Source organism: Bacillus paramobilis, from assembly GCF_038096195.1.
Lineage (GTDB): Bacteria > Bacillota > Bacilli > Bacillales > Bacillaceae_G > Bacillus_A > Bacillus_A mobilis.
Genome location: NZ_CP151108.1, coordinates 249,130 through 261,548, shown reverse-complemented (window position 1 = coordinate 261,548; position 12,419 = coordinate 249,130). Strand labels below are relative to the sequence as shown.

The following is a 12,419-nucleotide window of genomic DNA, read 5'->3' as shown; positions in this document are numbered from 1 at the left end:
TTTCACTACCTCATTATATTACCTTAAGACTGACTAAAAATAAAAGAGAATTTATCATTCTACAAATGAGATACAATAGCAGTAATGTTTCCTTTTATAATAAAGTTTTCAATTGTTATTGGTAAAATAAAGTGATCACCCTTTTTAATAGAAAACTCACCATCAATAGTAACCAATATACCCTCTCCTTCAATTAGACTCACTAATTGAAAGATTCCCCTTTTTTGAAATGATGCTTCCTCTTCAATTGCCCATTTATATACTGAAAAATATTCTTCGTGCACATAAGTTGTAATTAACGCACCATTTCTCTCAATAATTTCTGGCTGAATTTGATAATCTTTATGTGGAATACTTGCCACCTGAACAGCTTTATCTAAATGCAATTCTCTTTTCTTACCATCCGCACCTATTCGATCATAATCATATACTCTATACGTAGTATCCGAACTTTGTTGTGTTTCTAATACTACTGTCCCCTCGCATAAAGCATGAATCGTTCCACTTGGTACATAAAAGAAATCGCCTGGTTTAATAGAAACTTTACGAAGTAAATCATCCCAGTTCCCATCGTTAACCATCCCTTCAAATTCAGATTTTGTATAAGCATTATGGCCATATACTAATTGAGCATCTTCTTTACAATCAATAATGTACCAACATTCTGTTTTTCCAAACTCTCCATTTTCATATACCTTTGCAAATTCATCATTTGGATGTACTTGTACAGATAAATCTTTATTAGCATCTAATATTTTTGTTAATAATGGAAATTTATCTGACGGGCATAATCCAAACAAGTTCTTCTCATCTCTCCATAATTGTTCAAGAGTTTTCCCTTCATATGGTCCCTCTCTCACAACACTCATTCCATTCGGATGAGCTGAAATCCCCCAGCATTCCCCAATTGATTCACAGGATAAATCATAGCCAAATTTCTGTAGTGATTTACCTCCCCAAATTCTCTCTTGAAGAATAGGTTGTAAAAATAACGGTGATTTCATTCTTGTATAAAACCTTCTTTCCTACTAAAAATTACGATATAACAGATTCAAAAATATGAGATACAACAGTATGAATCTCATTTTGATATATAGGATTCCTGGTATCCATGTATCTTCCAATATCTATACTCTGCAACTCTTCCCAAGTAATTAAGTTACATAAGTTATTATCTTTTAAAAATCGGATCGTGTTTTGGTCCTCACTCATGCCTTTTCTATCAATAATTAATAACGGTTTATTTTGAAGAATCGCTTCACTAACAGTACCCCAACCTGCCTTTGAAATAATACAATCAGCTGCTGCTACAAGGTTTTGAGATTCCGTATAATTCCTTGGGATTTTGTGCACATTATTATGCTCAATTTTCATATTATGAGACACGATAAAAACATATCTTTCATCATCCCAAAGTGGAAATGTAGTTATATCTCCTATATCAATTTTCATTCCTAATGGTATAAATATAACTTGTTTTTCACCTGTCGGATTTAAATTCTTCCTTAGTTTCTTTACTTCTAAGGGATTAATTATTCTACTATAAAAATGAAATGAAGATGTATTTAACCTTGCTAAATTTTCTTCGTTGCTTCCTGCTAACGTATAAAAATAATCCATTTTCTTATACATATTTTTAAATACTTGAAGCAAATTATCTGGAATAATATTTTTATAAGCTGTATACCACGTGAAATTAGAAATACCTATAGATGGCACTTCCAACTTATCTGCTATTTCAAAAGCAATGGGTGAAATATCAGAAATAATACAATCCACAGAAAAAGTACTTAAAAAATCAATTTCATTATTAATCTTCTTAGGTAACTTTGCACAAAACTCCTCATACGACTGTTCCAATTTTTCTTTATCTAAATTTAACGAATGCTCTTTTAGAATAAAGCCAACATCAGTCTCCACATCATGAAAGATAACTCTATCTCCATACCCAGTTAATGATATGCGAAGAAATTGTAAAGCAAATGAGTTACAAACAATAATCTGTATATTTTTTCTTACACTCAACATTTCTCTAATAAGTGCAACACACCTTGTCGCGTGTCCAAATCCATATTCTGAAACATAAAAAACAAATGTTTTCATAAATTTATCCTCAAAAAATAACAGCTAGAATATACTAGCTGTTACATAATTACTTGTGCTTGTGATTGATAATAATGTTTTAAAATATCGTTCCATTTTGTATACAAGCGAACGAAATCTGTATCCACTACTTCTTTCCCCGTTTGTACTTCAATAAATTCTAATTCACTCAATGCACGAATTGCATGCTTTTTACCGGCTGGAATATGTACAATATCACCGGCTTTTACACGGCGAATATAATCTTCTAAAATAAGTTCTCCTTCACCGCGAATAATTGTCCATACTTCATTCCGCAGATTATGGTAATGATAAGTAGAATTTTGATTTTCTTCTATACAAATTCTTTTTGTTACCATTTCTTCATTTTCATATTTTGCGTAATCTAGCACTTTCGACCATCCCCAAATGCGCTCTTCATACATCGGTGGTTGATTAAATGAACCAATTAAATCTTTAATTTTTGGACTAGAAGCCTTATCCGAGACTAAAATACCATCTGGACTCGCTGCAACAACAACATCAGAAAGCCCGACAACTGTTACTGGAACCTCTAATTCATTGACTACATGTGTATTTTGAGAGTCCTCACTAATTACACCTTTACCAATTTGGGTTGTAGCCATTTCTTCCGTTAATGTGTTCCATGTTCCTAGGTCTTTCCAATACCCACTGTAAGGTAAGGCAACAATATGATTTGCCTTTTCTACCACTTCATAATCAAAACTAATTTTGGGTAAATCACTATAATGCTTAGATAACTCATGGTATAAAATTGGAAGATTCTTTTCCTCCAAAATATTAATAAGATAACGTAGCTTGAAGGCAAATACGCCACAGTTCCATAAAGCCTTTTGTTCAATTAATGTTATGGCCTTTTCTTCACTAGGTTTTTCTGTAAAACGCGATACATTAAAATGTTCACATGCAGTAACTTCTTCAGTTGGTACAATATAACCATACTTAGAAGATGGATACGTGGGCTCGACTCCCATAAGCGCTAAATCAGCATCTGAATTTTGCAACGCTAGCTCTAAATCTTTTACTCTTTCAAAAAAACTATCTTCAACATATGGATCTACTGGTAATACAATAACCGTTTCATCTAAATTAGTATGTTGTTCAGAAAATAGAAAAGCACTAGCAAGAGCAATTGCCGGAAATGTGTCTCTACGCTCCGGTTCAACAATTAACGGAACGTTCATTCCTAACTGATTATGAATCATCTCTGTTTGCGTCTTTGATGTAGCAATAACTGCCGATTTATTTAAACCAACCGATTTTAATTGTCCCCAGACGCGTTGTACCATTGATTGACGCATACCCTCTTCATTTTCTAAAACTTTTAGAAATTGCTTCGAACGAGTGTCATTTGATAGTGGCCATAGGCGTTTTCCAGAGCCACCCGATAAAAGAATTAATTTCACTATAGACTTGCTCCCTTCCCTAAAAGAAATCTCATACTGGTAGCATCACTCACACTAATTGCTCTATATTCTTTACACCATTACGTCCAATTGAATAATAATCTATTTCATACTTTTCTACTTCTTTTAAATCGAAGCAATTACGTCCATCTAATACAACTGGTCTTCTCATAAGTTTGGCAAATGACCCCAGATCTAATTCTTTTACTTGTTGCCACTCTGTTACAATAAAGGCTAAATCTTTATCTAGTAATGATTTTTGTAAATCATTGGTGAATTCTACCGTTCCTGGAAGTAATTTTTTAGCATTTTCAATTGCAACGGGATCATATGCCGTTACTTGTGCACCCTCACCAAGCAATTCCTTAATAATAGCTACAGATGCAGCCTCACGCATATCATCTGTGTTAGGTTTAAAAGCTAACCCAAGTATGGCAACTTTTTTATCACGTAATGTTCCCAATTTTGATTGAGCGGCCTTAACTAGCTTATGTTGTTGTTTGTTATTAACTTCTACAACAGCTTTTAGAAGTGTGAAATCTAGATCTACATTAGATGCAATTTTTGTTAAGGCTTTCGTATCTTTCGGGAAGCATGAGCCACCGTAACCGATTCCAGCTTTTAAGAACATCGAACCAATACGTTGATCTAGTCCCATTCCATAAGCAACATCTTCAATATTCGCTCCAGTTTTCTCACAAATATTTGCAATTTCATTTATAAAGCTAATTTTAGTTGCTAAAAATGCATTAGACGCATATTTAATCATTTCTGCACTACGAATATCTGTCTTATAAACCGGAATTCCAAATGGCTTATTAATCTCTTCAATAACGTTTGCTGCTTCTATGCTATCAGAACCAACTACAATACGATCTCCATTAAATGTATCGTATACAGAAGAACCTTCTCTTAAAAATTCTGGATTAGAAACAACTTCAATTTTAATATTTTCATTAAGATTCTCTGAAATAATTTGTTTTATATAATGATTCGTTCCAACAGGAACTGTACTCTTAGTTACAACAATGATGTCACGCTGTGCATTTTTAGCAATATCTTTTGCAACCTGTTCAATATAGGATAAATTTGCTGATCCATCTTCTCTTTCTGGTGTACCAACCGCAATATAAACTACTTCCGCATTCTCGAATCCTTCTTGATGGCTTGTCGTAAAATAGAGCCTATTTTCTTCAATATTTTGAAGCATAAGCTCTTCTAACCCTGGCTCATATATAGGGGAAATTCCTTCTCCCATACGTTTTACCTTTTTTTCATCAATATCAACACATGTAACATCATGCCCTATATGAGATAATGCAACTCCTGTAACTAAGCCAACATAGCCTGTACCAACTACTGCAATTTTCATAATTTAAGCGTTCCCTTCACCATTTATTATTAAGATTTTCATAACTGTTTTAATAGATTTCGGTATTTATTAATAGAAATTTCACGTTTTAAGTTCTCATCCAAATACTTGCGACCGTTTAATCCCATTTCTTTTACGCTGCTCTCCTCCATACGATAAAATTGTTCTATTGTACGAATAATACCTTTATAATCCTGTGGTTCTACTACAATCCCTGATTTACTTTTTTCAATAAGCATTTGTGCCTCACTGCCTTGTTCCAACACACCTAATATAGGTTTCCCTGCAGCCATAACACCGTAAATTTTACTTGGAACTGAAACACCCTTAATTCCTTTTTGATTTACAACCAAATGAACATCTGCAACGTTTAATGAATACTTAATAAACTCCTTAGGCTGATATGGTAAGAAGAATACATTCTGAATGTCGCTATCCTCAACAAAACTTTTCATATCCTTTTTTACAGCACCCTCACCAATAAATACAAATGCAATATCCTTATATACTTTAAAATGATTCGTAACATGGATAATATTTTCCAAATCATAATATAGTCCTATATTTCCAGAATACATAATAATAAACTTATCTTCTAATCCATTGTCTGTTAAAAACTGCTGAATATGTTCATTTGATTTATCTAATGGAATAATTTCCTGTTCATTCGTCCAATTATTAATAACTGTGTGTTTCGGTATTTTTTTTCCATTAAAACGTTGCTTTAGCGTTTCACTCATATCATTACCAACGACAATAACACAATCTGAATATCTGCAATTTAGCATATCTATCTTTTTAGCGATTTTAAATACTGACTGCTTATTCGTATAGCTCACTGCCGCCGCTTGCTCTGGGTTGAAATCCTGCACATTATATACATGTTTTGCTCTTTTTAGAAATTTACCAATTGTCCCAATTAGCCCACCTAAAACTGGAGGCTGTGAGATGGTGTAAATAATATCGACACCTTTTTCTTTTAAAAGGGCTATGTTTGCTAATGCAAAATAAGAGAATATGTATTTCATTCGACTGAATTTAGAAGTTTTATCAACTTCTGGCAATCTGATTCGAACGATTTTCATATTCTCTAGACGGTCTTCCTCAAATATTTTTTTTGAACTAACTTTTTCTCCAGCATAATTGGGCTGAGCGGCAATAACTGTTATGTCAAAATCATTTTGCAAATCTAAACAAAGTTCTGTCATCAATTGACCCGTGGATGCAAAATCTGGATAGAAATAATTTATTACGAAGGCAATTTTTTTCTTCTTCACATTAATTCCTCTTCCTCAAATCTTTTTTTTATAAACTTAGCTGGAAAACCAGCATGAACTTCATTAGCTGGAATATCTTTAATAATAATACTTCTTGCTGCCGCCACACCCATTTCATTTATTTTTATACCCGGATATACAAACACATCACTTGCAATCCAAGCCCCATCTCGAACAGTAATAGGCTTTATAACTAATCCAAAATAAGGATCCTTAATATTATGGCTACCTGTACACAAATATACCCCTTGCGAAATAACACAGTGCGCTCCTATACTAATTTCATCTAAAGAATAAAATTTAACATCATCGCCAACCCAAGAATAATCACCAATTTTCACCTTCCATGGGTAAGTAAATTTTGCTGAACTACGAATCTTTACATTCTTCCCAATGTCTGCTCCAAATAGGCGCAATAAAAAATTACGCCAACCATACATATTATGTAGTGTAAAGCGAAATATTGTCCCTTGGACAAACCACCATAATAAAACAAAAAAGCTATTTCTTCCCCTAGAATACCAATCTTGATTATATTTATTTAATTGAACTATATTTTTATTCATTTTTAAGCCTCTTTATAAACTCCGATACGTTGTTAAACAATAAGACATTGCTCTCCAAATCTTCTGGTTTTTTTTCCCACCATAAGCTAGACAATAATTCTTTTATTGTTTCTGCATTAAATCTATATTTTATAACCCTAGCTGGTACCCCTGCAACAATAGCATAATCAGGGACGTCTTTAGTGACAACAGCTCCAGCTGCAACAATAGCTCCATTTCCAATAGTAATTCCATCTAATATAATAGAATTTGCTCCTATCCAAACATCATTTTTTATAATTGTCTCTTCATGCTCGATATACCTAGATTCCCCTGAAATATTGATATTTAAAATATTATTCGGATTGTAAAATATGGGCGATGTTGAAACCATATCAATAGGATGTTTACCTAATCCTATTTTGACAGAAGGACCAATAGAACAGTACCTACCAATTGAACAATTAGATATATTACAATTAGTTCCCATGTAGGAGTAACTATCCAACTTTACATTCCTCAATTTACAAAGTCTAGTAATAGCTATATTTGATGAAATCTCACATTTATTATCTATAAAGGCAAGTAAAGAAATTTTCTTATTCTTACTAGGAATCTTGTTTTTATTTAAGATAGCGGAAATTAACCCCATTCTACCACCTTCTCTTCCTCTCTATTAATAATCCTGTTTTCATATAGACAAGTGTTTTAATTTTCTCTAACAAACTACTCCCTATAAAGAACCTTCTAAATTCTCGAATTAAATCTTGGTTCACTACTAATTCATCTTCTAACTTAAATGTTTTTTGATCTCCCTTATCATTATTCTTTTGATTAAATCTATCTCGCTTTACCTGATGTTCACCACTTCCATCAAATCCATTATTTTCAATTAGAGATTTATAATTCCAAACGCATAATCCATCCCTAGAGAAAATGTGATAATACCATCGTATCAACCATGAATTTACCTTCCCTTGCATATGATAGCTTAGGAATTTTGAAAATCCCTCACCTGCATAATTAAACTTCTTTTTTAATTCTTTATCATTAAGAAGGTTTTCATACTCTTCATATAATTCGAAATCACACTCTTCCCAAACTGTCTTCCAGGTTCCCCATCCCCATGAACATGGATATGGTGTTAAAAACACATCCGGCTCAGTATATTGTTTTATCGGTAAACCAAAACCTGATACATGCATTACTTTTTCATTATCTTTATATGCTTTTAAGGTATATTCCATAAATTCCACAAAATTTTCCTTTGGTACACAATCATCCTCTAATACAATAACACTATCATATCCTTTTGAGAAAACACGACTGACACCTTTTATTACTGACCTTGCAAGCCCCGTATTCTCATCATTAAAATCTACTTCAGTTTCACACCAATCAATATCATTAATTAGATTTTGTACCTGCTCTACATATTGAAATTCTTCTCGGTTCCTTGCTCCATCACAAAAAACATAAAGTTTTTTTATATTATTTCTTTTTAATCCCTCTAATACCTCGCGCGTATGTTCTGGACGATTAAAAACAAAAAGAACTATTGCTGATTCATAAGAATTCAAAATTAACTACACTCCTTAAATACTACTTTCTATTGACTAACAAAAGTTATTAGATAAACATGTATGTTTGGCAAAAAAACTTTTACTTATATACGAATTATTACCAATAACACCCATTCTCAACATTATTAAAATTCTTAGGTCTTTCGCCTTCCTCAGGCCTAGTCCAATACTCATTATACAATCCAGAGATAACCGGATGATTATCCCACCTTTTCCCCTTCACTCCAAATAATATTTGAGTAGCACCACCTAAATGAATAGCTACCTTCCCCTCATTTTTCACATGAGCTGCTAGAGGTAAACCGTATGCGCCCGCCCCTATAATAGCAACATCGTATTTATATGAACTAATCTCCGCTTTCATATACTCTAGGGCTTCAAACCAATCTTTAAATCCATCCGTATTCCCTGAAATACTTTGAACTGCCTTCAGCGTAAATAAATTAAATTCAGGTAATGTACTAAGGTTCTCAAAAATATTTCCCCTATTATTTTCATATTGATATGCTATAGTACTTACAAAAGGATTTATTACAAGTACATTCTTCCCCTTTAAGCTTTGAGACCATGGGTTTAAGTGATAGTATGGTTCCAAATTTCTTAATTCACAAACCTTAGATTCTTTACCAAAATTATTAATAATTTTATCTTCGCCCTTATTATACCAAATACCAATTAAGTCAGAATCCTGAAGGCATTCCGTATATAATTCCCCGAATTTCTTCAAGTTATCGGGGTGACTTGGGAAAAAACCTGCATTATTCCGCATTTTTTTCAGTGTTGAATCAGAAAATTTTCCACCCTTAATGTACTCATTAAGGCATTCTAATTCAACAGATCCTAACCTTGTAATCATGCTAGGATTATCTTGCAACAATGCTTTAGATATGAAGGCGTTAGCTTCCTCTTTATTCAATTTATCTCCATTATATTTATAAAAACTTCTTCGCATTTTAACTATAGTACTCTTAATTTGAAGACCAATATTCACTTCGTATCCCCCAATTTTTTAAATTTTAATCCCATAACGAGTAATCCAATAAAAAATAACGCTATACTTATAGCAAAACTCCAATTTGGCAAAATACTTTCTTTTAAAGCTAACATTAAGCATATAATAATAGTAACAAACACTATTAGCGATAGATTGCTTCGAAGCGTTTTGTAAATATATGCAAATTTATTTTTAAATGACATATTTAATAACATTAAACCAACTATATAAGAAAAAATGCTACTAATAACTAAACCAAACGCACTCAAAAATCGGACTAAAATCAAACATGATACCACAAAGATACCCAACTGCACATATGAAACTAAGGTGACTTTTTTGGGTTTCCCTATTGCTCTATTGTATACTACAGAAATATTCATTATGGCTGCTAAACTGGATCCTACCATCATAAATTGGATTAAATTCAGCATTTCTTCCCATCCATCGCCAAATACAATATTTATTACTTGCTCAGCGTAAATTATCACAAAACCCGATAACATAAAAGCAAAACTGAACATTAAAAGCATCATATCTGAATAATATTTTTTTAATTCTTTGCTATTTCCATTAGCTCTATAAATCGAGGAAAATTGCGGGAAAAGGTACTGACCAGCTGCAAAAGAAATATCAGCTACCGCTAACTGAGTCATTTTTTGACTCATTTGATACAGCCCTAATAACTTTGTTCCTAAAAAAGTTGAGGCTACTATTTTATCAAATTGATTAACAACAAAAGATGAAATACTATTTCCCCAAATCCATCTTCCATATGCCATAATATCTTTAATTAAATAAAATCTAAAATCAAATTTAATAGTCCACCCAAATATTACATGAGTCAAAATAGACTTAATTAACTCTGCCACTAATAAAGAAAGTATCGCAAAAATAGGATCTTTGAACATAGATACTAGCACTAAAGACATTGTCAAATCAATAATACTAGAGAGGCCAAAGACAATAGATATTGCTCTGAAATTCTTCACTCTAATTTCAGAATAATATTTTGCACTCATTAAATTTTTCACAAGTGGTACAAAGGCAACTAATATTAAAATATTTCTTGCTTCTGGCTCCCCAAATAAATTCACTAAAAAACTATTACATACAAGCAATACTAAGGTAATAAAAAAGCCTCTTGAACATTGCAATGTCCAAATTACATAATGGTGATCTATTTTATTTTTACTTTGAACAACAGCTTGCATGATTCCTATTTCTGTAAGAGCTTCAGCTAATGTTAAACTAATTAAAGCTATTGAAATAATACCTATTTCTTTAGGTTCCAATAATCTTGCAATTAATAAAAATTTAATTCCTAATAAACCTCTAACAGCAAATTGTTGTATAAAAACCCATACTGGGTGGCTCTTATTTTGTAAAATAATTTTTGTTTTCTCCATGAATCCTTACATCCTTAATAGATAGATTAAATCTCCTGTATTATTGAACTAATATAAAGCAGAGGACTCTATGCATAAAAAAAATTTAATTCCACTGAAGATTTTTACGGATCTTTAGTGGAATTAAATTCACTTCGTTTTTCCTGAATTAGATATTTTAACAAGGGCATCATATAACATCAGTTCAAAGATTATAATAAATACGGTGATAATTGACAGTAAGAAATTATCTGAAAAGACCGAACGAACAAGCCAACAAATAAGTACTCCAATTACACAAGTAACTATGGGAGCTACTCTCATGTTAAGTCTTTGACTTAACAAAATTAAAAATACGGCTAATATTGGTAGTATTAATATTAATAACAAGCCAAAGTTAGCATATAATTCTCCAATAATAGTTGAGTTTAAACTTACATTTGTTCCCGGCATATAATTACTCCCTATTATTACAGTAAAAGAATCGATTTTATTAGATAAATCAGGAATAAATGAAGTTAGTACCCTTGAATATGTTGCACCATGTAGATATTCATATATATTTCCATAATCATTGATAATATGAAATGCAACTAATACATTCGCACCCTCAGTTATATCAAAAAGCATACTAACAAATGAATCACTTAAATCACTAAAACTAGCAAAGTAATTTTGAAGAGCAGTATCTAAATCATGTAACATTGACCTAGTGTATGACCAAGCACTAAAAATAATTAACAAAACTGGTAATAAACTAACACTTATAACTATCTGTTTTCTATAATTAAAAATAATAAAACCAGAAAAAGTTAAAAGTAAAAATATAGCAAAATATATTCTATTTCCAGTCAGGAATATTATTAAAATATGAAACAAGAAAATGACGATAGATAAAAATACCTTTCCCCTTTTATTCATCTCTTTTGAAAATAATATTAATGTATATAAAACCGACATACCTGTAAATATGACCATATTTGCTTGAGTGAATTTAGTTAGATACACAAATAACGAACCATACTCATTAAATAAAATATCATTTCTCATATACCAATGTAAATTTAAATACTCAGAAATTCCACCAAACTGAATAAACTTAAGAGTCCAATCCATTGTCAACCAGGCCATAGAGGCTATTATTATAAAAACGATTTTTTTATACGATTTTTCATCTATTACAAAATGTTGCTTTTTATCTAAAGATAATTTTGGAGTAAATAATAAAATAGATACACCGCATAACAATAACGAAACCCAAATAATAAAAAAAGGATACATAAAATAAGAATTATTTAAATCTACAGAAGCCCAATAACCCGTTGCACCTGACAAGGGATTTAATGAAAATTTTTCAATAAAAGTCAATACAGAAAATGGAAACAATATAAAATAAGCTATACCAATAACAAAAGCAAATATAGGAGTATACACATAACCATTATTTTTTAACCTTATAAAACATCCTATAAATATTGCTATTAGCATCAAAACTAAAAATTTATACCAAAATACCATAATACACCTCTTGAAATTCCTCTAACCTTTTACAAGTTAATACCCATTACTAACCAATCTGCTAGAGTAGGTAGGTTTATGTTAATTAACAATACAAATTGAAGAAATGCATTTTCATCGATCTTTTCACTACGTATGTTAGGATTAGATGCTACTAATCCCTAAGTATACCAAAAAAGACTAATATGATTTTATTGAGAATGCCTTTAATG

General features: G+C 31.6%; 11 protein-coding genes. All 11 read right to left on the bottom strand.

The genetic code is table 11. From position 1 onward, the window contains the following. Positions 1-59 precede the first annotated feature (59 nt). The 11 genes from manA to AABL52_RS01195 all read right to left on the bottom strand — a co-directional run bounded on the left by manA (position 60) and on the right by AABL52_RS01195 (position 12,207). On the bottom strand, positions 60-1,004 hold the full coding sequence (manA, locus tag AABL52_RS01245; RefSeq protein ID WP_341518782.1) for a mannose-6-phosphate isomerase, class I: 945 nt from the start codon (positions 1,002-1,004) through the stop codon (positions 60-62). A gap of 31 nt (positions 1,005-1,035) precedes the next feature. Next, the gene (locus AABL52_RS01240) at positions 1,036-2,103 is read right to left on the bottom strand and encodes a glycosyltransferase family protein (protein WP_341518781.1); all 1,068 of its coding nucleotides are present in this window, start codon (positions 2,101-2,103) and stop codon (positions 1,036-1,038) included. 41 nt (positions 2,104-2,144) lie between these two features. Further along, on the bottom strand, positions 2,145-3,530 hold the full coding sequence (locus AABL52_RS01235) for a sugar phosphate nucleotidyltransferase (RefSeq protein WP_341518780.1): 1,386 nt from the start codon (positions 3,528-3,530) through the stop codon (positions 2,145-2,147). A gap of 49 nt (positions 3,531-3,579) precedes the next feature. Then, positions 3,580-4,902: a UDP-glucose dehydrogenase family protein gene (locus AABL52_RS01230; RefSeq protein WP_341518779.1), complete on the bottom strand. Its 1,323-nt coding sequence runs from the start codon at positions 4,900-4,902 to the stop codon at positions 3,580-3,582. A 38-nt stretch (positions 4,903-4,940) separates the two neighbouring features. After that, positions 4,941-6,179 carry a glycosyltransferase family 4 protein gene (locus AABL52_RS01225; protein ID WP_341518778.1) on the bottom strand — a complete coding sequence of 413 codons (1,239 nt, stop codon included), beginning with the start codon at positions 6,177-6,179 and terminating at the stop codon, positions 4,941-4,943. Next, positions 6,176-6,745, bottom strand: a complete 570-nt coding sequence (locus tag AABL52_RS01220; RefSeq protein ID WP_341518777.1) for a putative colanic acid biosynthesis acetyltransferase — start codon at positions 6,743-6,745, stop codon at positions 6,176-6,178. The genes AABL52_RS01225 and AABL52_RS01220 overlap by 4 nt, the downstream gene beginning before the upstream one ends. Beyond that, on the bottom strand, positions 6,738-7,376 hold the full coding sequence (locus AABL52_RS01215; RefSeq protein WP_341518776.1) for a CatB-related O-acetyltransferase: 639 nt from the start codon (positions 7,374-7,376) through the stop codon (positions 6,738-6,740). Before AABL52_RS01215 ends, AABL52_RS01220 begins: the two co-directional genes overlap by 8 nt. 1 nt (position 7,377) lies before the next feature. Next, positions 7,378-8,304, bottom strand: a complete 927-nt coding sequence (locus tag AABL52_RS01210) for a glycosyltransferase (protein WP_001089761.1) — start codon at positions 8,302-8,304, stop codon at positions 7,378-7,380. Between the two features lie 100 nt (positions 8,305-8,404). Further along, complete coding sequence (locus tag AABL52_RS01205; protein ID WP_341518775.1) at positions 8,405-9,298, bottom strand: hypothetical protein; 894 nt, start codon at positions 9,296-9,298, stop codon at positions 8,405-8,407. Further along, complete coding sequence (locus tag AABL52_RS01200) at positions 9,295-10,710, bottom strand: oligosaccharide flippase family protein (protein ID WP_341518774.1); 1,416 nt, start codon at positions 10,708-10,710, stop codon at positions 9,295-9,297. The genes AABL52_RS01205 and AABL52_RS01200 overlap by 4 nt, the downstream gene beginning before the upstream one ends. A 129-nt stretch (positions 10,711-10,839) precedes the next feature. Beyond that, positions 10,840-12,207, bottom strand: coding sequence for an O-antigen polymerase (locus tag AABL52_RS01195; protein WP_341518773.1), 1,368 nt, complete (start codon positions 12,205-12,207; stop codon positions 10,840-10,842). Positions 12,208-12,419 lie beyond the last annotated feature (212 nt).

Bases quoted from the DNA above. Each gene is read 5' to 3' on its own strand.
- AABL52_RS01195 (WP_341518773.1), bottom strand. From the start codon at position 12,207: ATGGTATTTTGGTATAAATTTTTAGTTTTGATGCTAATAGCAATATTT.
- AABL52_RS01230 (WP_341518779.1), bottom strand. From the start codon at position 4,902: ATGAAAATTGCAGTAGTTGGTACAGGCTATGTTGGCTTAGTTACAGGA.
- AABL52_RS01215 (WP_341518776.1), bottom strand. From the start codon at position 7,376: ATGGGGTTAATTTCCGCTATCTTAAATAAAAACAAGATTCCTAGTAAG.
- AABL52_RS01200 (WP_341518774.1), bottom strand. From the start codon at position 10,710: ATGGAGAAAACAAAAATTATTTTACAAAATAAGAGCCACCCAGTATGG.
- manA (WP_341518782.1), bottom strand. From the start codon at position 1,004: ATGAAATCACCGTTATTTTTACAACCTATTCTTCAAGAGAGAATTTGG.
- AABL52_RS01240 (WP_341518781.1), bottom strand. From the start codon at position 2,103: ATGAAAACATTTGTTTTTTATGTTTCAGAATATGGATTTGGACACGCG.
- AABL52_RS01220 (WP_341518777.1), bottom strand. From the start codon at position 6,745: ATGAATAAAAATATAGTTCAATTAAATAAATATAATCAAGATTGGTAT.